The 22,635-nt window shown below is 69.5% G+C and carries 17 protein-coding genes and 1 pseudogene; 12 read left to right on the top strand and 6 right to left on the bottom strand.

Annotated features, from left to right (window positions below; all coding sequences use genetic code 11):
- Positions 1–112 precede the first annotated feature (112 nt).
- The 3 genes from QSJ95_RS10730 to QSJ95_RS10720 all read left to right on the top strand — a co-directional run bounded on the left by QSJ95_RS10730 (position 113) and on the right by QSJ95_RS10720 (position 3,329).
- Positions 113–298, top strand: a complete 186-nt coding sequence (locus QSJ95_RS10730; protein ID WP_009622653.1) for a hypothetical protein — start codon at positions 113–115, stop codon at positions 296–298.
- A 151-nt stretch (positions 299–449) separates the two neighbouring features.
- Positions 450–1,814, top strand: a complete 1,365-nt coding sequence (locus tag QSJ95_RS10725; RefSeq protein WP_285642272.1) for a glutamine synthetase family protein — start codon at positions 450–452, stop codon at positions 1,812–1,814.
- A 201-nt stretch (positions 1,815–2,015) separates the two neighbouring features.
- Positions 2,016–3,329 carry an NAD(P)/FAD-dependent oxidoreductase gene (locus QSJ95_RS10720; RefSeq protein WP_285642270.1) on the top strand — a complete coding sequence of 438 codons (1,314 nt, stop codon included), beginning with the start codon at positions 2,016–2,018 and terminating at the stop codon, positions 3,327–3,329.
- A 517-nt stretch (positions 3,330–3,846) separates the two neighbouring features.
- Here QSJ95_RS10720 and QSJ95_RS10715 read toward each other — a convergent pair.
- A complete protein-coding gene (locus tag QSJ95_RS10715) occupies positions 3,847–4,752 on the bottom strand; it encodes a CobW family GTP-binding protein (protein ID WP_285642268.1) in 906 nt (301 codons plus the stop codon).
- Complete coding sequence (locus QSJ95_RS10710) at positions 4,749–6,494, bottom strand: amidohydrolase (RefSeq protein ID WP_285642267.1); 1,746 nt, start codon at positions 6,492–6,494, stop codon at positions 4,749–4,751. The genes QSJ95_RS10715 and QSJ95_RS10710 overlap by 4 nt, the downstream gene beginning before the upstream one ends.
- 103 nt (positions 6,495–6,597) lie before the next feature.
- Between QSJ95_RS10710 and QSJ95_RS10705 the strand changes: the two genes are divergently transcribed.
- The 9 genes and pseudogenes from QSJ95_RS10705 to QSJ95_RS32985 all read left to right on the top strand — a co-directional run bounded on the left by QSJ95_RS10705 (position 6,598) and on the right by QSJ95_RS32985 (position 16,760).
- Positions 6,598–7,641: a helix-turn-helix transcriptional regulator gene (locus QSJ95_RS10705; RefSeq protein WP_285642266.1), complete on the top strand. Its 1,044-nt coding sequence runs from the start codon at positions 6,598–6,600 to the stop codon at positions 7,639–7,641.
- Between the two features lie 4 nt (positions 7,642–7,645).
- Positions 7,646–8,575: a LysR substrate-binding domain-containing protein gene (locus QSJ95_RS10700; protein ID WP_009622667.1), complete on the top strand. Its 930-nt coding sequence runs from the start codon at positions 7,646–7,648 to the stop codon at positions 8,573–8,575.
- A 117-nt stretch (positions 8,576–8,692) separates the two neighbouring features.
- Positions 8,693–9,778, top strand: coding sequence for an ABC transporter ATP-binding protein (locus QSJ95_RS10695; protein WP_285642262.1), 1,086 nt, complete (start codon positions 8,693–8,695; stop codon positions 9,776–9,778).
- A gap of 62 nt (positions 9,779–9,840) precedes the next feature.
- Positions 9,841–10,956, top strand: a complete 1,116-nt coding sequence (locus QSJ95_RS10690) for an ABC transporter substrate-binding protein (protein ID WP_285642259.1) — start codon at positions 9,841–9,843, stop codon at positions 10,954–10,956.
- Positions 10,957–10,965: 9 nt separating this feature from the next.
- Entirely contained in the window at positions 10,966–11,799 is an 834-nt protein-coding gene (locus QSJ95_RS10685; RefSeq protein WP_285642257.1) for an ABC transporter permease, read from the top strand.
- Between the two features lie 10 nt (positions 11,800–11,809).
- Positions 11,810–12,625, top strand: a complete 816-nt coding sequence (locus QSJ95_RS10680) for an ABC transporter permease (RefSeq protein WP_058072229.1) — start codon at positions 11,810–11,812, stop codon at positions 12,623–12,625.
- Between the two features lie 583 nt (positions 12,626–13,208).
- A complete protein-coding gene (locus QSJ95_RS10675; RefSeq protein ID WP_043313438.1) occupies positions 13,209–14,534 on the top strand; it encodes an alginate export family protein in 1,326 nt (441 codons plus the stop codon).
- A 93-nt stretch (positions 14,535–14,627) separates the two neighbouring features.
- Positions 14,628–15,902, top strand: a pseudogene (locus QSJ95_RS32990) (methyl-accepting chemotaxis protein); the annotation flags it as partial.
- A gap of 303 nt (positions 15,903–16,205) precedes the next feature.
- Positions 16,206–16,760, top strand: coding sequence for a methyl-accepting chemotaxis protein (locus QSJ95_RS32985; protein WP_502945270.1), 555 nt, complete (start codon positions 16,206–16,208; stop codon positions 16,758–16,760).
- Here QSJ95_RS32985 and qhpG read toward each other — a convergent pair whose 3' ends face one another.
- The 4 genes from qhpG to QSJ95_RS10650 form a co-directional block, all read right to left on the bottom strand.
- Positions 16,761–18,068, bottom strand: coding sequence for a flavin-dependent monooxygenase QhpG (gene qhpG / locus QSJ95_RS10665; protein ID WP_285642250.1), 1,308 nt, complete (start codon positions 18,066–18,068; stop codon positions 16,761–16,763).
- A 220-nt stretch (positions 18,069–18,288) separates the two neighbouring features.
- Entirely contained in the window at positions 18,289–18,957 is a 669-nt protein-coding gene (qhpE, locus tag QSJ95_RS10660) for a subtilisin-like serine protease QhpE (RefSeq protein WP_285642248.1), read from the bottom strand.
- Complete coding sequence (locus tag QSJ95_RS10655; RefSeq protein WP_285642246.1) at positions 18,950–20,683, bottom strand: ABC transporter ATP-binding protein; 1,734 nt, start codon at positions 20,681–20,683, stop codon at positions 18,950–18,952. Before QSJ95_RS10655 ends, qhpE begins: the two co-directional genes overlap by 8 nt.
- Positions 20,683–22,590, bottom strand: coding sequence for a sigma-54-dependent Fis family transcriptional regulator (locus tag QSJ95_RS10650; protein WP_488417238.1), 1,908 nt, complete (start codon positions 22,588–22,590; stop codon positions 20,683–20,685). The genes QSJ95_RS10655 and QSJ95_RS10650 overlap by 1 nt, the downstream gene beginning before the upstream one ends.
- Between the last annotated feature and the right edge of the window lie 45 nt (positions 22,591–22,635).

Genomic DNA, 22,635 nt, shown 5'->3' with positions numbered 1-22,635 from the left:
CGACCGGGCGGCAATCAGTTTCGATTTCGCTCAACTGAGTTCCACTAGATTCACATTTAAAGCACCCATCGCCTGTGCGAGTCTGCCGGCATCGTCCCCCACGCAGCCACCCATGCACCTTCTGCAACAGCACTTCGCCGCCGCCAGCGCCTCCGCCTCCCAGGCAGAGCCCCAGCGCCTGCCGCGCGAACGCTGCCGCTGGCTGCGCCTGCAACCCCTCTCGCTGCCGCTGGAGCTGGCCTTCTGGGCGCTCTGGCACTGCCGCCACGCGCGTCCACCGGATAGCGCCGCACGCTGACGGGCGCCCCGCGCCCATCCCTTTGCTGGAACTACGCTGAACGCAGGCGCCCGACGCTGCGCGAGCTGGCGTAGCCATTGCATCGCCTGCCCCGCCGCAGCCCGGCCGCGCAGGCCATCAGCGCGCCCATTGGCGCTATGCGAGAACACCAATGAAATTCGCCCCCGTGCAAGAGGCCCAGGCCTTCCTGGCCGCCAACCCCGACATCGAGATGGTCGAACTGTTCATCCTCGACGCCAACGGCGTGCCCCGCGGCAAGCTGCTGCACCGCGAGGAACTGCTGGCGGTCTACGAGTCCGGCCGGCCCTTGCCGAGCACCATCCTCGGCCTCACCCTGCACGGCGAAGACGTGGAGGATTCCGGGCTGGTGTGGGAGGTCGGCGACATCGACTGCCGCGCCTACCCGCTGGCCGGCAGCCTGGTGCGCCTGCCCTGGCGGCAGATTCCCACGGCCGCCGTGCAGGTCAGCATGCACCCGGTCGAAGGCAAGCCGGCGGACATCGCCGACCCACGCCACGTGCTGGTCAAGGTGATCGACGAACTCAAGGCCGCCGGCTACCACCCGGTGATGGCCTGCGAGCTGGAGTTCTACCTGCTGGACGCCAAGCGCGACGCCAACGGCCGCCCGCAGCCAGCGCTGGACGCCGACGGCGGCCGGCCACGCTCCACCCAGGTCTACGGCCTGCGCGAACTGGAGCAGATCGAACCCTTCCTCGCCGACCTCTACGCCGCCTGCAAGGCCCAGGGCATCCCGGCGCGCACCGCCATCTCCGAATACGCCCCGGGCCAGGTGGAGATCACCCTGGAGCACGGCGACGCACTCACCGCCATGGACCAGGCCGTGCGCTACAAGCGCCTGGTCAAGGGCGTGGCGCACAAGCATGGGATGCAGGCGTGCTTCATGGCCAAGCCGTTCGACGACCTGGCCGGCACCGGCATGCACATGCATGTGTCGCTGGCCGATGCTGCCGGGGCGAACCTGTTCGCCAGCGCAGAGCCGGCCGGCACGCCGCTGCTGCGCCAGGCGGTGGGCGGCATGCTCGCCAGCCTGCTCGACTCGCTGCTGCTGTTCTGCCCCAACGCCAACTCCTACCGGCGCTTCCAGGCCAACAGCTACGCGCCCCTGGCGCCGACCTGGGGCTGCGACAACCGCACCGTCAGCCTGCGCGTGCCGGGCGGGCCGGCGCACACCCGGCACATCGAGCACCGCATCTGTGGGGCCGATGCCAATCCCTATCTGGCGGCGGCGGCGATTCTTGCCGGCATCCATCGCGGCATCCGCGAAGACATCGACCCGGGCGCGCCCGTCGAGGGCAACGGCTACGCCCAGGCCAAGGAACTGCTGCCCACCGACTGGCTGACCTCGCTGCGCGCGCTGGAGCGGTCGAGCTGGGCGCGGGATGCGTTGGGGCGGGAGTTCCTGGGCGTGTACCTGAAGGTGAAGCAGGCGGAGTACCGGCAGTTCATGGGTGAGGTCGGGGAGCAGGATTGGCGGTGGTATTTGCATCAGGCTTGAGGCTTAAGGCTTGAGAGCCCCTCTCCCCAGCCCTCTCCCTGAAGGGAGAGGGAGCATCCGTGCCGAGATGGGAATCGTGCCCTCCGGAAACACCAGCGCAACCGGCTGAAACCGAATCAAAAGCCCGCTCCGATCCAGTCCCCTCTCCCTTCAGGGAGAGGGCTAGGGAGAGGGCCCCCAGACAACAGGAAAAACACAAGAATGAACGCCGCACTGAAACCCGCCAAAGCCGCCCCCGAGCGCGCCCCTTCCTACTATTCCGCCAGCCTCGCCGTGGAAACCGACTACCCCAGCCTGCAAGGCGAGGTGAACGTCGACATCGCCATCATCGGCGGCGGCTTCACCGGCGTGACCACCGCCGTGGAGCTGGCCGAGCGCGGCTACAAGGTGGCCATCGTCGAGACCAACAAGGTCGGCTGGGGCGCCAGCGGGCGCAATGGCGGCCAGGTCACCGGCAGCCTGTCCGGCGATTCGGCCATGCGCAAGCAGATGCAGCAGTGGCTGGGCAACGATGTCGACGACTTCATCTGGCACCTGCGCTGGCGCGGCCACGAGATCATCAAGAGCCGCGTGGCGAAATACGGCATCGCCTGCGATCTCAAGTTCGGCCACCTGCACGCGGCCATGAAGCCGTCGCACATGGCCGAGCTGGAAGCCTCCTACGAAGAAGCCGTGCGCCGCGGCATGGGCGCCGAGGTCAACCTGCTCGACGCCGCCGGCGTGCGCCAGCACCTGGAAAGCGACCTGTACTGCGGCGCCATCAAGAATATGCGCAACATGCACCTGCACCCGCTCAACCTGTGCATCGGCGAGGCCAAGGCCCTGGAGAGCCTGGGCGGGCTGATCTTCGAGCACTCCGAGGTGCTGGACATCGTCCACGGCCCACGGCCGGCGGTGGTCACCACCGGCGGGCGGATCAACGCCGCCCAGGTGCTGCTGGCCGGCGACGTCTACCACAAGCTGGAACGCAAGCAGCTCAAGGGCATGATCTTCCCGGCCATGGGCGGCATCGTCACCACCAAGCCGCTGGGCGCGCTGGCCAAGCGCATCAACCCGCAGGACCTGGCCGTCTACGACTGCCGCTTCGTGCTCGACTACTACCGCCTGACCGCCGACGGGCGCCTGCTGTTCGGCGGCGGCGCCAACTACTCCGGGCGCGACTCGCGGGACATCGCCGGCGAACTGCGCCCGTGCATCGAACGCACCTTCCCGGCGCTCAAGGGCGTGGAGATCGAATTCCAGTGGAGCTGCGCCATGGGCATCGTGATGAACCGCATCCCACAGCTGGGCAAGCTCTCGGACAACGTCTGGTACTGCCAGGGCTACTCCGGCCACGGCGTGGCCACCACCCACATCATGGGCGAGATCATGGCCACGGCCATGAGCGGCGACCTGGAGCAATTCGATACCTTCGCCCAGTGCAAGCACGTGAAGGTGCCCCTAGGCGACGTGTTCGGCAACCCGATGCTGGCGGCGGGGATGTGGTACTACCAGTTGCTGGAGAAATTCCGCTGAGCTTCGTGGCTCGAGCACGCACCCTGTAGGAGCGGACCTTGTCCGCGATAGCCGGAGGTCCAGGCGCGGTTCGCGGATAAGATCCGCTCCTACGCTGCCCCACTCACGCCATTCCCATGTAGGAGCGCGCCCTGCGCGCGATTTCGCGGGCAGGGCCCGCTCCTACAGGTTGCCGGGAGGCACGGTATTCCTTCCCCGTAGGAGCGGACCTTGTCCGCGATAGCCGGGCATATCGACGCGCTTCGCGGATAAGATCCGCTCCTACGCTGCCCCACCCACACCATTCCATGTAGGAGCGCGCCCTGCGCGCGAATCGCGGGCAGGGCCCGCTCCTACAGGTTGCCGGGAGGCACGGTATTCCTCCCCCCGTAGCGGACCTTGTCCGCGATGGCCGGAATCTCCGGCGCGATTGGCGGATGAGATCCGCTACGCTGCCCCACCAACAATCGTCCCCATGTAGGAGCGCGCCCTGCGCGCGATATCGCGGGCAGGGCCCGCTCCTACGAAGAGCCTCGCGTCAGGCGGCCAGGCACTGTTCCAGGCTGGCCTCCAGGCGCTCGCGCAGTCCGGCAGCGGCGCTGGCGATGAAGACCAGGCAGTTGTCGCCCTCCTGCACCTGCGCCGTCAGGAACTGGCTGCGGCCGCCGACGTATTGCAGCCACAGCGGCTGTTCGCGGCCGCTGACCTGCACCCGGCCCTTGAGGCGGAACAGGCCTTCCGGCAGTTGGTCGAGCCAGGCGCGCAGGCGCCGGGGGTCGAGCTGGCCGGCGTGGCGCCAGGTCCAGCTGTCGAACAGCCGGCTGTGATCGACACCCAGCGGCGCCAGGCGCTGCGCGCGCTCCGGGCGTTCGCCGTAGAGCAGCTCGTCGGGTATTTCCGCCTGCACCGTCTGCAGCATCCGCCGCGGCTCGCCGAAGCGCTGGCGCAGGGCCTGCAGTTGTTCCGGCGTCGCTATGTCGGCCTTGTTCAGCAGCAGCAGGTCGGCCGCGGCCGCCTGGCGGCGTTCCAGTTGCGCGTATTCGCCTTCCAGCGGCTGGCTGCGGGCCGCGTCCACCAGGGTGATGAGCGCGTCCAGGTGCATGTGCCTGCGCAGTTGCGGGTAGCCCAGGGCCTGGATGATCGGCTGCGGGTCGGCCACGCCGCTGCATTCGATGACGATGCGCTCCACCGGCGGCTGCATCGCGGCCAGGCGGCCGAGCTGGGCCAGCAGGTCGTCCTGCATGGTGCAGCACAGGCAGCCGTTCTGCAGGGCGTACACCGCGTCGCTCTGTTCGGCGATCATCTCGGCGTCCACGTTCAGTTCGCCGAAGTCGTTGACGATCAGCGCCAGGCGCTGCCCGGCGCACTGCTGCACCAGGCGGCGCAGCAGGGTGGTCTTGCCGGCGCCGAGGAAGCCGGCGACCACGGTCACCGGGATGCTCATCGGTCGTCCCTCATGATCTGCGGCACTTCGCCCTGCCACACCGCCTGCAGCGGGCCGCTGAACACGCCCTGGCGGTCGTAGACCGGGCGGCCCTCGACGAAGGTCTGCTCGACCTGGGTGCGGTGGATGTAGCCGCGCGGCGGCTGGGCGAAGAGGTCGCGGTCCAGCACGATAAAGTCCGCCGACTTGCCGGCCTCGATGCTGCCGGTCAGGTGCTCCAGGCCCATGGCGTGGGCGCCGTTCAGCGTCACCACCTGCAGCGCCTGCTCCAGGCCGATGGGCTCGCCGAAGCAGGCCGGGTCGTCGTTCCAGGGGTTCTGCCGGGTGATCATGGTTTCCAGGGCCAGCCAGGGGTCGATGGAGGCCACCGGCCAGTCGGTGCCCATCACCGCGATGCCGCCGGCGGCGAGCACGCCCTTGTAGTCGTAGATGCGCTTCAGGCGCTCGGCGCCGTAGCCGGAGCGCGCGCCGCTGGCGAAGGGCGTCGGGTACCAGGCCGCCGGGGAGAATTCGGCGATCACCTCCAGCTCGCGGAAGCGCTTGAGGTTGCCCGGGTGCAGGATGGTGCTGTGCGCGCACTGGTGGCGGATGCCGCTGAAGCCGTTGCGCCGGCGCGCCTCGGCCACCGCGTCGAGGAACACGTCGGAGGCGCCGTCGCCGGTGCAGTGGGCGATGACGCGGATGCCGCGGCGGTCCATGTCCACCACCATGTCGGTAATGTGCTCGGGGGTCAGGTTGAGCTTGCCGCGCCAGCTGTCCTCGCCCGGCCAGGGGCTGATGAGGAACGACGAGCGCGGCTCCACGGTGCCGTCGAAGTGGAACTTCACGGCGTTGGCCGACAGCCGCGCGCTGCGATAGTAGTGGCGCTCGCCGCTGAGCAGTTCCCAGCGCCGGCGCACCGGGAAGATGTCGTCCTGCCAACTGATCGCCGCTTCCACGCGCAGGGTCAGCTGGCCGGCGTCGTCCAGTTCCTTGAGCGCCTGCAGGCGGCGTTCGCAGACGTGCACGTACTTGCTGGCGGTGACGCCGCGGGCGCTCTGGAAGTGCACGCCGTCGCGGTAGGCGCGGCGCAGCACCTCGATGGGGGTGGGCGGCATGGCGGCGTGGATCAGCGCGTAGGCGCCGTCGATCAGCAGGCCGTTGGGCTCGCCGGTCAGCTCGTCGCGCTCCAGGTAGCCGTTGCGCGGGTCGGGCGTGGCGGCGTCGATGCCGGCCAGTTCGAGAGCGCGGGAGTTGACCATCATGGTCCCCCACATGCGGTCGAGCAGCGCTACCGGGCGGTCCGGCATGACGCTGTCGAGCCACTCGCGGCCCGGCTTCAGCCCGGCCTCGCGGAAGGTGTAGCGCACCCAGTACTGGCCGTAGACCCAGCTCTCGCCCGGGTGGCTGTCGGCGTAGGCGCGGATGGCCGCGGCCAACTGCTCGGGGCTCGGGTCTTCGATGCCCACGTCGAGGTCGTCGGCGTAGCGCGGGGCCAGGGCCAGGTCCGGGTGGGTGTGCATGTCGTGCAGGCCGGGCATGCAGAAGGCGCCGCCGAGGTCGTGCTGGCGGGTCTGCGGGCCGACCAGGTGCGCCAGTTCCTCGGCGCGGCCGACGGCGAGGAAACGGCCGTCGCGGATGGCCACGGCCTCGGCCCAGGGCCGCGCCGGGTCGAGGGTGTAGAAGCGGCCGTTGCGCAGCAGCAGGTCGGCGTGGCGGTTGGCAGGCGAATGGGACGAACGGAATGTATCGGGCGCCGTCATGTCGGTGCTCCCCTTGTTGTTTTGCGCCGAGTATAGGGAGCTGCCAGAAGCCTTTGACTAGCATAAGATGACAACTCGCTAGCTTCAGATAACAAGCACGAGCATGCCCGACCAGCAGTCCGACATCGACTACGCCGCGCGCCAGCTGTACCAGCGCTTCCTCGAGGAATGGCAGGCCCGGCCCCGGCTGCCGCCGCTCGCGCCGCTGCTCGCCGGGCTTGGCGTGCCCGCCGCCGAGGCCGCCGCCAGCATGACCTTCGCCCGCTACTACCGCCTGCTGCGCCAGGCCGCCGGGCTGCTCGGCGCCAGCGACTTCTTCCTGCGCCTGGGCCAGCGCTACAACCTGTTCGACCTGGGGGTGATCGGCTACGCGCTGATCAGCGCGGCCAACCTGCGGCGCTCCTGGGACATCTCCCTGGGCCAGCCCTCCAGCCTGCTGCCGCACCCCATCCACGTCACCCGCGAGGAACACGGCGAGCACCTGGTGCTGGCCCTTCAGGCGCCGCCCTACAGCCCCGTGGAAACCCAGGCGCTGCTGGAGGAATGGTTCAGCAGCACCTGGCGCTGGCTGTGCCAGCGCCTACCGGAGCTGGCCGAGTGCGCCGGCATGCAGGTGCGCCTGCCGTTCGCCGCGCCGCCCCACGCCGCGCTCTACGCCGAGCTGTTCCCCGGCCGCAGCGAGTTCGCCGCCAGCCGCGCCGAGCTGCGCATCCCGCGGGCATTCCACGAGCGCCCCTTCTCCACTTCCAACCCCTCGGTGCTGCGCCTGTGCCAGGCCCAGGGCGCGGCCACCCTGGCCAGCTTCGAGAGCGGCGAGGCGCTGCCCGACGACCTGCGCTTCTACCTGCTGCAGAACGCCCGGGTGCCGCTGCCGGACCTGGAGCAGGCCGCCGCGCACTTCCGCCTGCCGCCGCACACCCTGCAGCGGCGCCTGCGCGCCCACGGCCTGACCTTCAAGGGCGTGGTCTACGAGGTGCGCATGGCCCTGGCCGAGCGCTACCTGCTGGCCAGCCGCATGAGCCTGCAGGAGATCGCCTTTCTGCTCGGCTACGAACACGTCACCAGCTTCCACCGCGCCTTCCTGCGCCACGCCGGGACCACCCCGGAAGGCTTCCGCCAGCGGCGCGCCCGCCCCCACCAGGAGTGAGCCCATGCGCTTCCCTTCGATGACCGCCCTGCGCGTGCTCGACGCCGTCGCCCGCCTGGGCAGCCTGTCCGCCGCCGCCAGCGAGCTGAGCCTGACCCGCAGCGCCGTGAGCCACCAGTTGCGCAGCCTGGAGGAATGCCTGGGCACCGCGCTGATCGAGAAATCCGGGCGCGGCATCGTGCTGACCTACCGCGGCGAGTACTTCGCCCGCGAGACACAGCGCGCCCTGGGCATCCTCAACGAGGCGCGGCGCTTCACCGACGCCCAGGAGATCGCCGGGCGCCTGTGCGTGAGCTGCACCCCGGGCTTCGCCACCTACTGGCTGTGCCACCAGATCGGCAAGTTCCAGCGCGCCCACCCGCAGGTGGAGCTGAACCTGGTCTCGCCGCGGATTCCCGACGACGTCAGCAACCGCGACGTCGACCTGTTCATCGCCTATGGCGTGGGCGACTGGCCGGACCTGCGCGTGGAACTGATCGCCACCCTGGACACCTTCCCGGTGTGCAGCCCCTCGCTGCTCAACGCCGCCGGCGGGCTGGACTCGCCGGAGGACCTGGCCAACCTGCCGCTGCTGCACATGGTCGACCACTCCGACTGGCTGCTGTGGGCGGCGGCGGCCGGGGTGCGCGACCTCAACGTGCGCAACGGCATCGTCTTCTCCGATGCGCACCTGGTGCAGTCGGCGGCCATCGCCGGGCAAGGCGTGGCCATGGGCGACGCCCTGGTCAGCGGCGACGCCATGGCCAAGGGGCAGTTGGTGCGGCTGTTCAACGTCTCCATCGAGCCGCCGAACCGCTACTACTTCGTCACCGACGCGGCCAAGAGCGAACGCCCCGACGTGCAGGCCTTCAAGGCCTGGATGAAGGCCGAGCTGCGGCTTTCCGAACAGTTCCGCAAGGGCAGCCGCGGCGGGGTGATTGGTGAAGGAATTTGAACAATGACGGCAAAAAAACGCGATTGAAGCGCAGGAGGATTTGACAATACTGCGCAAAAGGACGGCTGACCGCTGGGTCGCCGCGCCACAGAACAAGAATAAGACGAGGTGAATGCAGTGGAGCGACAGCCCCAACTTCGTGCCATCGACATCGGCAAGCGCTACGGCGATTTCCGCGCCCTGAGCGATGTGTCCATCGATATCCAGCAGGGCGAGTTCCTCACCCTCCTCGGCCCCTCCGGCTCCGGCAAGACCACCTTCCTGATGATCCTCGCCGGCTTCCAGGACCCGTCCAGCGGGCGCCTCGAAGCCCTCGGCCAGGACATCACCCGGCGCCCGGCGGAGAAGCGCAACTTCGGCATGGTGTTCCAGGGCTACGCGCTGTTCCCGCACATGAGCATCGACGACAACGTCGCCTTCCCGCTGAAAATCCGTGGCGTCAAAGCCGAGGAACGCAACCGCCGGGTGCGCCACATGCTGGAAGTAGTGGGCCTGGGCGAACACCGCGGCAAGCGCCCCGGCGAGCTCTCCGGCGGCCAGCAGCAGCGCGTGGCCATCGCCCGCGCACTGGTGTTCGAGCCGGACCTGCTGCTGCTCGACGAACCCCTCTCGGCGCTGGACAAGAACCTGCGCGAACAGCTGCAGGCCGAACTGCAGCGCATCCACCGCCAGGTCGGCACCACCTTCGTGTTCGTCACCCACGACCAGAACGAGGCCCTGGCGCTGTCCACCCGCATCGCCATCTTCAACCGCGGCCAGGTGGCGCAGATCGACACCCCGCAGGCCATCTACAACCAGCCCGCCAACCGCTTCGTCGCCGAGTTCCTCGGCAAGATGAACCTGTTCCCGCTGAGCCAGGTGGGCCGCGCCGGCGCCCTGGCCCGCGGGCGCTTCGGCGACGCCGAGCTGCACGCCGAACCCTCCGCCGCCCTGGACGCCGCCGCGCCGCTGCTGGCGGTGCGCCCCGAGCACATGCAACTGCACAGCGCGCCGCCGCAGGTGGAAGGCCACAACGTGGTGCAGGCGGTGCTCACCGCCAAGACCTACCAGGGCGCCAGCACCGAACTGGGCCTGGCCACCGCCGCCGAGGGCGCGCTGCCCATGAGCCTGGCGGTGCACGCCGAGCACCAGGCCGCGCGCCTGGACCAGGGCGCCCGCGTGTGGCTGAGCTGGCCGATCGAGAAGAGCCTGCTGCTCGCCTGATTCCCGGGGCGCCCGCGCGCGCCCTTCCCCCTTTCGCCTTCCCCTGCCTGGGAGCTGCATTCATGTTCAACCCGCATCAGCAAGACTGCATCGAAGTCCTCATGGAAAAGGCCCGCCGCGGGCAGATCGACCGCCGCACCTTCCTCAAGGGCATGGGCCTGCTGGCCGCCCTGCCCCTGGCCCTGCGCAGCGGCGTCAGCTTCGCCGCCGGCGACAAGCCGCTGGTGGTGGTGAACTGGGGCGGCGACGCCATCAAGGCGTTCGGCAAGGCCTGGACCGAGGGCTTTTCCAAGAGCACCGGCATCCCGGTGAAGATCGACGGCAGCGGCCCCACCGAGGGCGCCATCCGCACGCAGATGAGCAGCGGCCGGGTGAGCTGGGACGTGGTCGACGCGGAAAGCTCCATCCTGCAGAACCTGGGCAAGGAAAACCTGGTGGAGCCGATCGACTACAGCATTGTCTCGAAAGACAAGGTGCTGCCCGGCTTCGCCTACGAATACGGCATCGCCGACTACATGCTCAGCTACGTGATCGCCTACGACAGCGAGCGCTTCGGCGACAAGGCGCCGAAGACCTGGAAGGACTTCTGGGACGTCGAGGCCTTCCCCGGCAAGCGCACCCTGTACAAGTGGATGAACGGCATGCTGGAGGCCGCGCTGCTGGCCGACGGCGTGCCGGCGAACCAGCTCTACCCGCTGGACGTGCCGCGCGCGCTGAAGAAGATCGACGAACTCAAGCCGCACATCCTGGCCTTCTGGGGCTCGGGCGCCGAGACCCAGCAACTGCTGATCGAGGGCGAGGTGAGCATGGGCGCCATCTGGAACACCCGCGCCCAGGTCATCACCGAGGACAGCGAGGGCCGCATCCAGTGGACCTTCGACAACGCCCTGCTGGGCTGCAGCAACTGGGGCGTGCTCAAGGGCAACCCGGCGGGCAAGGACGCGGCCATGCGCTTCATCGCCTACGCCCAGGACCCGCAATCCCAGGTGGAGCTGTTCAAGCTGTTCGGCAACGGCCCGGCCAACCCGGCCGCCGCCTCGCTCATCCCGGCCGACCGCAGGCACCTGAACTGCACCGACCCGGACAACCTGCCCAGGCAGATCATGCTCAGCCACGAGTGGTACACCGACCACTACGCGGTGGCCCTGGAGCAGTACCTGACCCACGTTTCCAAGTGAGGTGAGCCCATGGCGGAGAACCCCTCGCGGCTGAAGCTGGCCCTGCTGCTGGCGCCGCTGCCGCTGGTGCTGCTGCTGTTCTACGTGCTGCCCTTCGCCGGGGTGGTGGGCTGGAGCTTCAGCCTGCCCACCCCGGGCATCGAGCAGTACCAGCGCATCGCCAGCGACCCGGCGATCCACGACGTGCTCTGGCGCACCTTCCGCCTGTGCACCACGGTGAGCGTGGTGTCGCTGCTGATCGCCTACCTGATGGCCTACTGCTGGGTGTACAGCCCGCCGTTCTGGCAACGCATGGTGGAAATCTGCGTGTTCATCCCCTTCTGGCTGTCGGTGCTGGTGCGCGCCTTCGGCTGGCTGATCGCCCTGCGCAGCAACGGCCTGCTCAACGGCTGGCTGCAGGCGCTGGGCATCACCAGCGAGCCGCTGCAGCTCACGCGCAACGAGCTGGGGGTGGTGATCGGCATGGTCCACTTCATGGTGCCCTTCGCGCTGTTCCCGCTGGTGTCGACCATGCGCCGCCTCGACCCGCGCGTGCTGCTGGCCGCCCGCGGCCTGGGCGCCGGGCAGCTGCACACCTTCTGGAGCATCTTCGTGCCGCAGACCATTCCCGGCATCCTCGGCGCCTTCATCATCGTCTTCGTGTTCTGCCTGGGCTTCTTCATCACCCCCGCGATCCTCGGTGGCGGGCAGACGGTGATGGTGGCCGAGTACGTCTACCTGCAGATGTTCCAGACCAGCAACTGGGGCCTGGGCGCGGCGCTCTCGGTGGTGCTGCTGGCGCTGGTGGCGGGGCTGATCTGGGTGCTGCTGCGCATGACCCGCGTCGACAAGCTGGTGGGATGAGGAAAGCCGAATGAACGCACACGAAAGCCGCGCGCCGAGCCGCCTGCTCGCCGCCATGGCGATGATCTTCATGCTGTTCCCGCTGCTGGCGGTGATCCCGGTGTCCTTCACCGGCAAGCGCTTCCTCTCCATGCCCGACGGCAACTGGTCGCTGCGCCACTACAAGGCCCTGCTGGACAGCCCCGAGTGGCTCTCGGCGGTGGGCCAGAGCCTGGTGGTGGCCAGCGCCGCCTGCGTGGTCGCCACCGCCCTGGCGGTGAGCTTCGCCCTGGGCATCTGGTACCTGCGCTCGCGCTGGGCGGCGCTGCTGATCGGCCTGGTGCTGCTGCCCATGGCCATCCCGCCGATGATCTCGGCGATGGTGCTGTACTTCATGGAAACCACGGTGAGCAAGTTCGCCCCCGGCCTGGGCTACGACACCCTGTTCGGCCTGACCATCGCCCACATCGTGATGGTGGTGCCCTACGGCGTGGTGACCATGCTGGTGGCCCTGAGCCAACTGGACCGGCGCATCGAACTGGCCGCGCGCAACCTCGGCGCCAGCCTGGCGCAGACCACCTTCCTGGTGGTGCTGCCGAACCTCAAGCTGGGCGTGGCCAGCACCGCGCTGCTGTGCTTCGCGCTCTCCTGGGAAGAGATCGCGGTGACGCTGTTCGTCACCAGCACCGAGGTCAACACCCTGCCGCGGCAGATCTGGTCCGGCCTGCGCGACAACATCGACCCGGCGGTGGCGGCCATCTCGGTGCTGCTGATCGCCCTCACCCTCCTCGCCCTGCTCGGCCGCATGCTCGCCGGGCGCGCCGCCGCCAAGCCGGCCGGGCACTGAGCAGCCACGCCGGCGGCGTTGTCCGGGGGATTGTCGGCGCCCCGGACAGCGCCGCCGGTTGGGCTTCCCCACGAGCGCATGGCCCGGAGCCGCTGGGAAGCCATCGCGGACGGAGTCCGCTCCTACGCCCGAGTTTCCCTGCCACGCAGGAGCAACTGTCTTGCGCCGAGGTGCTCTTCGTAGGATGGGTTGAGCTTGCGAAACCCATGCGGTTGCGCTGATGGGTATCGCTTCGCTCAACACCATCCTACGAAAAGCCGTGCTTCCTGGAACGTAGGACCTTGTCCGCGATAGCCGGGGGTTCCGGCGCGATTCGCGGATGAGATCCGCTCCTACGCTGCGCCACTCACGCCATTCCCATGTAGGAGCGCGCCCTGCGCGCGAATCGCAGGCAGGGCCTGCTCCTACAGGTTTCCGTGAGGCACCTGTCCCACCGTAGAAACGGACTCTCTCCGCGATCCCGCAGACATCTGGCAAGCACATCCAAGCACTTGGCAGACAGGCACAAGGCCAGCTGCGCCCATGGCCTTAGCATCCCAGGCAGTTTCGTCCCCTGCCAACAATAACGATACGGATGCACGCCATGACCCGATCCACCGTCCTGCGCCCGACGCTGCTCGCCCTGCTGATCGCGGGCAGCGGCCAGGCCAGCGCCTACTCGCTGTATTCCACCGACGACACCCACCTCAACGCCGACCTCACCGCGGTCTATGCGCTGCTGCACAGCCAGGAGAACTACGCGCAGAGCGGCACCAAGGACAAGGGTTCGTCCTACTGGCAGGAAGGTTTCATCAAGTACGGCCTGAGCGGCGACCAGCGCCTGGGCGGCGCCGGCAGCCTGTACGGCGCCTTCGCCCTGCTCAGCTCGGCGACCTGGGGCGACGGCGACGCCGCCGGCTTCACCGACGGCTCCGAGCGCACCACCAAGATCGAGGACGCCTACCTGGGCTGGCGCTCGGGCACGCTGTTCCCGGTGCTGGGCGAGGACGGCATCGACTTCTCCTTCGGCCGCCAGAACATCGTGGTCGGCGACGGCTTCCTGATCAACGGCGACGCCCTCAACTTCGGCAATGGCCTGGCCGACGGCATGTTCGACCGCGGCGGCGCCTACTACCTGGCCGGCCGCCGCAGCTTCGACGAAACCGCGGTGCTGCGCATCGGCGGCAAGCAGGGCTGGCGCGGCGACATCATGCGCCTGAAGTCCGACAACCCGGCCCAGGCCAAGCCCGAACTGTACGTCGGCACCCTGGAGCACGTCAGTGACGCCGGCACCCTGGGCCTGACCTACATCGACGTCACCGACATCGACGAGCAGTACGCCTCCCCCGCCCAGCTCGACCGCAAGGACATGAAGACCTACAGCCTGCGCGGCCAGGGCAACGCCGGCGTGGAGAACCTGTTCCTCTCCGGCGAGTACGCCTGGCAGGACAAGCGCCACGCCGACGACGAGAACGCCTGGTACCTGGAGGCCGGCTGGACCTTCGCCGACGCCGCCTGGAAGCCCTACGTCAGCTACCGCTTCAGCCGCTTCTCCGAAGGCTTCGATCCGCTGTTCTACGGCTTCAGCCGCGGCTTCGGCACCTGGTTCCAGGGTGAGGTGGCGGGCAACTACTCCGGCCCCTTCAACAGCAACACCCGCGTCCACAACGTCGGTGCCAAAATCCAGCCGACGGAGACCTTCGACGTCGGCCTGCAATGGTTCCGCTTCGACACCATCGACAAGGACCTGGGCAACCTCGGCGGCCACGAGATCGACCTGTACGCCGACTGGACCGTCAGCCCGCACCTGACCATCACCCCGCTGGTCGGCGTGTACAAGCCGAAGAAGAGCGCCGAGCAAGGCGGCACCCAGATCGGCGGCAACGACGACAACCTCTACACCCAGCTGATCTTCACCAGCACCTTCTAAGCCACAAGCCAAGAACCCGCCTCCGCGCCACCGCCGGCCCCCATCCCGGCGGTGGCGCGCCGGCGGGTTTCGCGGTTTCCAGGGAGGCCTCCCATGCGCAGCATCCACTCCACCCTCCAGGGCCGCATCACCTGGCTCGCCGGCCTGTGCCTGCTGGGCATCGCCGCCACCCTGATCGGCCTGTCGCTGTACCAGGCGCGCCAGGACAGCCAGGTGATCGCCGACGACAGCGGCAAGCTGTTCGCCGGGGCCGCCCACGCCAGCCTGCAGACCCAGGGCCAGGTGCAGGCCCTGCAACTGCAACGCCAGCTGCAGGACAAGCTGCTGCTCGGCGAGGGCCTGTCGCGTACCCTGCAGGCGCTGCGCGAGCAGCAGCGCCTGGGCAACCTCGACGCCGAGGCGCTGCGGCGCAAGGTGGTCGCCGAGATGGGCGGCACCCTGGCCGCGCACCCGGAGCTGCTGGGGCTGTTCGTGGTCTTCGGCGTCGACGCGCTGGACGGCGCCGACGCCCGCTTCAAGGGCCGCGACGAGCTGGGCAGCAACGAGAACGGCCGCTTCACCCTGTACCTGCTGCGCAGCGGCGGCCAGCAGCAGAACGTGGTGGGCACCGAGCAGGTGCTGGCCGACACCACCCCCGGCCCCAGCGGCCAGCCGTACAACGCCTTCTTCACCTGCTCGCGGGCCAGCCTCGCGCCCTGCGTGCTCGACCCCTACTTCGACGACGCCTCCGGGCAACGCCGGCTGGTCACCAGCATCACCCTGCCGCTGCTGGAGAACGGCAAGTTCCTCGCCGCCATCGGCTTCGACATCGACCTCGCGGCGCTGCAGCAGAGCAGCGTCGAGGGCAGCCGCCAGCTTTTCGACGGCCAGGGGCGCATCCGCATCCTCAGCCCCAACGGCCTGCTGGCCAGCGACAGCGCCAACGCCGCCGGCCTCGGCCAGCCGTTCAAGGACGCGGCGCTGCCCCAGGTGCTGGGCGACATGGCCCAGGGCCGCTCGCCGACCTACGACCAGGGCGACGACGTCAGCGTGCTCGCCAGCCTGGCGCCGCTGGCCGGCGCCAAGCCCTGGGGCATCCTGCTCAGCGTGCCCCGGCAGGTGCTGCTGGCCCCGGCGCAGTCGCTGAAGCACACCCTGGAGGGCCTGCGCGCGCGCAGCACCTGGCTGGAAATCGGCCTGGGCGCGCTGGTGGCGCTATTCGGCCTGGGCATCATCACCCTCACCGCCCGCGGCATCAGCCGGCCGATCCTCGGCCTTGCGCGCATGCTGGAGGACATCGCCGACGGCGAAGGCGACCTCACCCGCCGCCTGAACTACCCGCGCCACGACGAGCTGGGCCGCCTGGCCCTGGCCTTCAACCGCTTCCTCGACAAGCTGCAGCCGAGCATCGCCGCGGTGCAGACCGCCAGCGGCGAGGCCCGCGCCGGCGCCGACCAGACCGCCGCCATCGCCCGCCAGACCAGCGACGGCATCCAGCAGCAGTTCCGCGAGATCGACATGGTCGCCACCGCGCTGCAGGAGATGTCCGCCACCGCCAACGCCTCGGCGCAGAGCGCGGCCAGCGCCGCCCAGGCCGCCAGCGAGGCCGAGCGCGCCAGCCAGCAGGGCTACGCCACCATCGAGGCCACCAGCGCCGGCATCGACGCCCTGGCCGGCGACATGAACCAGGCCATGGGCGAGCTGCAGAACCTGGCCAGCAGCAACGAGCAGATCGGCGCCATTCTCGAGGTGATCCAGAGCATCGCCGCGCAGACCAACCTGCTGGCGCTCAACGCCGCCATCGAAGCGGCGCGGGCCGGCGAATCCGGGCGCGGCTTCGCCGTGGTGGCCGACGAAGTGCGCGGCCTGGCCAGGCGTACCCAGGACTCGGTGGAAGAGATTCGCGGGGTGATCGAGAACCTGCAGGCGCGCAGCCTGTCGGTGGCCGACGCCATGCACGCCAGCTACCGCCAGGCCCAGGACAACGTGCAGCAGGCGCGCCAGGCCATAGACGCGCTGCAACGCATCACCGGCGCGGTGAACCTGATCAGCGACATGAACCTGCAGATCGCCAGCGCCGCCGAGGAGCAGAGCAGCGTGGCCGAGGAGATCGGCCGCAACATCGGCGCCATCCGCGACGTGACCCAGGCCCTGTCGGACCAGGCCGAGCGCTCGGCGCACCTGAGCCAGCAGCTGAACCACAGCGCCGAGCAGCAGCACCGCCTGGCGCAGCAGTTCAAGGCCTGATCAGCGCGGGCGGTAGCCCTGGCTCAGCAGCCAGCCCTGGAAGATGCGCCGCTGCTGTTCCGGCAGCGCGGCCAGCACCTGCGCCTGCGGCTCGCTGCGCAGGCGCCGCAGCCAGGGCGCCAGCTCCAGCCCCTGCAGGTGCCAGATGCCCAGGGGCTGGTCGGGGCTGACCACCACCTCGGCCTCGTCCACCAGGCCGTCGCGCAGCACTGGGGCGCGCTCGATGCGCAAGGCGGCGAAGTCCGCCGGGGCGTGACTGGGCACCTCGTCCGGCCAGGCGCGGCGGGCCTGCCAGAAGGGCTGTTCGGCCCATTGTTTTTCTTCGGCATAGAAGTCGCGGCCAACGCGGGCAAAGCGCAGGAACAGCTGCTCCACCCGGCGCTGGTGGAAACGCTTGGCCAACTCGGCGCGCTGCGGGGCGCGCAACAGCGTGTTGATGACAGCGGGCGCCTGCAACGCCGAGGACAGCGACTGGAAGATGCCGTTGCCGGACAGCGGGTCCACCGCCATGGCCGCATCGCCCACGCGAATCCAGTTCTCGCCGCAGGCCTCCAGGCAGAGGATCGGCGTGCTGCTGCGGGCGTGCAGTTCCAGATCCTGCTCGGGGTGGCCGCCGAAGAATGCCTGGCTGAGCGCGGAACGCTGGCGCCGTTCGCGGCAGTAGTCGAGTAGTTGCTCCTTGGGCGGCAGCGCGCTGCTGGCCACGTCCAGGGTCAACTGCCAGTAGCAGCGCCCATCGGCCAGCCGCGCCATCCACGCCCAGCCGTCGACCAGGCTCTGCACCGCGCTGGCCACCGGCCCCGGCGCGCCCTGCCAGCGGCTGAGCAGGCTGAGGGTTTCCGGGCCGCGACGGGCCTTGCCGGCCTTCTGGTACAGCGGCGCCTGGCGACCGCGGGCTTCGACGAGGAAGGGAGTGTGCAACTGCTGGCCGCTTTCCAGGCGCACGTGGTGGCCCGTGGCGTCGGATTCCACGCCGAGCACGCGGTCTTCCAGCACTTGGATGCCGACGTTATGCAGGTCCTGGCGCAGGCCCTGGTCGAACAGTGGGCGGTCGAGGATGAATTCGATGTTCTGCGCGCTTTCGCTGCCGTTCCAGTTCACCCGGCGTTGCGAAGGCGGCGCGGTGCAGGCCATGGCGTGGTTGAGGCCGGCATGGCGCAGGCCGTCGAGGACGCGCTGGGAGACGCCTTCGACGGCGGCGAAGCGGCGCCATTCGCTGATGACGGCGACGGGATGGCCGAGGTGGTGGAGGCCGATGGCGGTGGCTGCTCCGGCGGGGCCGGCGCCAAGGATCAGGATTGGGGGCATGGGGGTGTTCGCTGGGGGGTTTGGTGTTGGCTGTAGGTCCGCACCCTCTCCCCAGCCCTCTCCCTGAAGGGAGAGGGAGCCGTTCGGTGCGAACTTGAATTCCGAGTCATTCTGCTATTCCGACGTGGCCGGCGGAATGTCGAACCTCGCAGCCACTCCAAACAGTCCCCTCTCCCTTCAGAGAGAGGGTTAGGGAGAGGGAAAGGAACCCCAACCCCACTCATAAACTCACCTTCCACTCGATGCCCTTGTACACGGCACCCTCACGCATCAGCGCCAACAATTCTTCATTCGACAACGCCGACCGCTCCCCCAGCAAAGCCACCAGATGCCCACAAAACGCCGCGCAACCAAGACTCGCCCCCGCCTGCCCCGCAACCCGCACAGCCGCCCCGAAATCCGCCTGCGCACTCCCCAGCCACGACCACTCCCCCTCGCCACAACGCGCATCCCCGGTCACCCGCACCACCCCCGGATAGGCAGCCGGAAACACCGGCTCGCCCCGCGCCGGGCTGGACGCGCAGACCAGAACGCCCGCCTCCACCAGTTCGGCGACGGCCTCGCGGAGGATCGGCCGATCCTGGCGCACCCCCAGGCTCAGGTTGATCACCCGCACACCCTGTCCGCCCAACCACTGCAACGCAGCCGCGATCTGCAACGGGCTGGTCACACCGCGACCGTCGAACACCTGGGCCACGCTGAAGCGCGCTTGCGGCGCCCGGGAAAGCACCGCCTGGATCACCGCCGAGCCATGACCCAAAACATCGGCCGCCAGTAGCAGTCGCTCCACTCCCTCATCGGCCAGACAGAAACGCTGCCCGGCCACCACGCAACCCGCCTGCTCCACGGCATGGCCGCTGTCGACCACCCCCACCCGCACCTCAGCCACCCTGCCCTCCCACGGCCACCAACGGCACCTCGCGCACGCTCAGCCGGCCATCCTGCAACTCCAGGCGCAGGTCGGCCTCGGCCAATGTCGAGGGACGGTGGCTGACGAGGATGCGCGTGCGCCCGGCGAACAGCCGGTCGATGGCGGCTATCACCTCGCGCTCGGTGCTTTCGTCCACCTGCGAGGTGGCCTCGTCGAGGATCAGCACCAGCGGATCCTGCAACAGCGCGCGGGCGATGGCGATACGCTGCTTCTGCCCGCCGGACAATTGCTGGCCGCGCTCCCCCAGGGGGCTGTCGAGGCCTTCGGGCAGGCTGGCTATCAGGCCGTCCAGCTGGGCCAGGGTCGCTACCCTTTCGATCTCCTCGCGGCTGACGTGGGGCGCGCTGTACGACAGGTTGTCCGCCAGGCTGCCGCGGAACAGCACCAGCTCCTGGCTGACCACGGCGATGCGCCGGCGCAGCTCGAACAGGTCCAGCTCGCGCAGGTCCACGCCGTCCAGCAGGATGCGGCCCTGGTCCGGGTCGTAGAAGCGTTGCAGCAGGTCGGTCAGGGTCGACTTGCCGACGCCCGAGGGCCCGCTCAGGGCCACCTTGCGCCCGGCCGGGATGCAGGCGTCCACCTGGTCCAGCAAGGGTTGGCTGCGGCCGGCGTGGTTGAAGCTCACGCCTTCCAGGCGCAGTTCGCCGACGCTCGGCATCGGCCTGGGCTGCGCCGGCGACGCCACGCCCGGCGCTTCGCCGCGCAGTTCCATCACCCGGCCCAGGCTGACGGTCATGCGTTGCAGCGCCACGTACAGGCCGAGCAGGCTCTGCACCGGGCCGATGGCCATGCCCAGGTAGGTGGAGAAGGCGATCAGCGAGCCCAGTTGCCAGGTGCCCTGCACCACCCAGTAGCCGCCGACCAGGAAGGCGCAGGCGCGCGACAGCGACATCAGCATCCCCGGCAGCGCCTGGGTGAAGAATTCGGTCAGTTGCAGGCGCAGCAGCTGGCCCAGGTAGCCCTGGCCCAGCCCTTCCAGGCGTTGCGCCTCGCGGCCCTGCTGGCCGGCGGACTGGATGAACTTCATCGCCGGCAGGGTCTCGACGAAGAACGACGACAGGTCGGCCGAACGCTCGCGCAGCTGGCGCGCCTCGCGCTCGACCTTCTTGCGCATCCAGCGCAGCCAGAGCACGTCCAGCGGGATCAGCACGGCGACCAGCAGCGACAGTTGCCAACTGAGCGTCAGCAGCAACGCCAGCGAGCCGACCAGGCCGATCACCGCAGACACCGCGGAGAACAGCGAGTCCACCGCGAAGCGCTGGATTTCGGCGACGTCGCCGTCCAGCCGCGACATCAGGTCGCCGATGCGGCGGCGGGCGAAGAAGGTCGGCGACAGGCTTTGCAGGTGACGGTACAGCGCATCGCGCAGGGCGAACAGGATGCGCCCGGACAGCCGCGTGTGCAGGTAGCGGTTGAGCCCCGACAGCACGGTGCCGACCAGCCCGACCACGATCATCACCCCGGCCAGCAGCGCCAGCAGGGGGAAGTCGCGGGCCAGCAGGCCGTCGTCGATCAGCAGCTTGGTCAGCCAGGGTTGCGCCAGGGCCAGCAGCGAGGCGCACAGGGCCAGGCCGAGCAGGCCGAGGATGGCCAGGCGCTGCGGGCGGACGAAGCCGTACAGCCAGTGCAGCGCCTCCTTGAGGGCCTTGGGGTCGTCGCTGTCGATCAGGCGGGTGAAGAACATCAGCCGCCCTTCAGTTGCTTGAGCTTGCGGTACAGGGTGGCGCGGCTGATGCCCAGGGCGTCGGCGGCCGCCGAGACGTTGCCCTGGTGGCGGTCCAGGGCCTGGCGGATCAGCTCCATCTCGGTCTCGCGGATGCGCCCACAGGGCTGCCGTTCGCCGGCGGCGAGTTCTTCCAGGGTGCTGTCCGGCAGGTGCTCCAGGCCCAGGGTGTTTTCGCCCGGCTCGCGCATGGCCAGGGCGGTGCGCAGCACCATTTCCAACTGGCGGATGTTGCCCGGCCAGTGGTAGTCGGCCAGCAGCGCGAAGAGTTCGTCGTCCAGCCGCACCTCGGGCGCGCCCAGCTTGGCCAGCAGGCCCTGGGCCAGTTGGCCGAGGTCGTCGCGCTCGCGCAGGGCCGGCAGGCGCACGCTGATGCCGTTGACGCGGTAGTAGAGGTCTTCGCGGAAGTGCTTCTCTTCCACTTGGCGCTTGAGGTCGCGGTGGGTGGCGCAGATCAGCGCTACGTCTATGTCCTGCTCTTCACCCGCGCCCAGCGGCGCCACCTTGCGTTCCTGCAACACACGCAGCAGGCGGGCCTGCAGGGCCAGGGGCATGTCGCCGATCTCGTCGAGGAACAGGGTGCCGCCGTGGGCCTGTTGCAGGCGGCCAACCATGCCGCCGCGGCGCGAGCCGGTGAAGGCGCCTTCGCGGTAGCCGAACAGTTCGGATTCGATCAGCCCTTCGGGGATGGCCGCGCAGTTCACCGCGATGAACGGCTTGCCGGAGCGCGCACTGCTCTGGTGCAGGGCGCGCGCCACCACCTCCTTGCCGCTGCCGGTCTCGCCCAGCAGCAGCACCGGCAGTTCGTTCAGCAGGCCCTGGCGGGCCATGCGCAAAGCGCGGGCGTAGCGCGGGTTGCCGCCGGCCAGGGCTTCCAGATCCGGCGCGGCCGGGGCCGGGCGCTGCGGCTGGCGCGCCGGCACCGACACCGCGCTGGCGCGCAGCGGCGCCTGCAGCACCTTGTAGAAGAACTCGCCCTTGGCCGTCTGCAGGCTGCCCAGGGCGCCGGATTGCAGGCGCGCGAGCAGTTGCTCGCCCCTGGCGCCCAGCAGGTCTTCGCAGCGGCGCCCGACCAGCGTTTCGCGCGGCGCGCCGAGCAACTGGCAGGCCGGCGTGCTGAGGGCCAGGATGCGGCCCTCCAGGCTCAGCGCCAGCAGGCCCTGCCAGGGCGAATCCAGGTACTGGCGGCGGCTGTGGAAGGACAGCACCACCTGCCCCGGGAAGCTGGCGGCGAACAGCCGTTCCTCGATCTGCACCGCGGCGCGGTTGAGCAGGCTGAGGCTTTCCACCGGGCCGGCCAGGGGGCCTTCGCGGGTCAGGTCGAGCACGCCGAGCAGGTTGCCCTGGGGGCAACTGATGGGCACGGAGGTGCAGGAGAAGCGGCTGAGCCGTTCCAGGTAGTGCTCGCCGCAGTCGATCTGGGTGGCGCGGCCTTCCACCAGGGCGGTGCCCAGGGCGTTGGTGCCGCGCGCGGCCTCGCTCCAGCAGGCGCCCGGGGCGATGTCTTCCAGGCCGATGCGGCGCAGGCGCTCATGGGCGCCGGCCACCGAGACGATGGTGGCGTCGGCGTTGGCCAGGATCACCAGGGCGTCGTGGCCCTGGCGCTGGCGCAGGAAGTCCAGCTCGGGGGTGGCGGCGTCGAGCAGCAGGCGGTTGTTCTCCAGCAGCAGCTCGATGCCGGCGCGGTTGTCCAGCTCCTGGTCGTTGCCGCTGCCGCAGTCCAGGCCGTGGCCCAGGCTGCGCCGCCAGGAGGCGTCGATTTCCTCGCGCAGCACGCCGGCGGGTAGCTCGCCCTCGCGCTGCAGGCGTTCGCGGGCCCGGTGGGCCTCGCGCAGCAGGTCGCTGCCTATTGTTCTTGTCATGTCGATCTCGGCTCCGCTTGCCCGCGCGGTGCGTTGCCGCGCGGGACGTCA

Origin of the sequence: Pseudomonas sp. NBRC 100443, assembly GCF_030268185.1 — a bacterium.
GTDB lineage: Bacteria > Pseudomonadota > Gammaproteobacteria > Pseudomonadales > Pseudomonadaceae > Pseudomonas > Pseudomonas citronellolis.
This window is presented reverse-complemented; position numbering and strand designations above follow the sequence as displayed.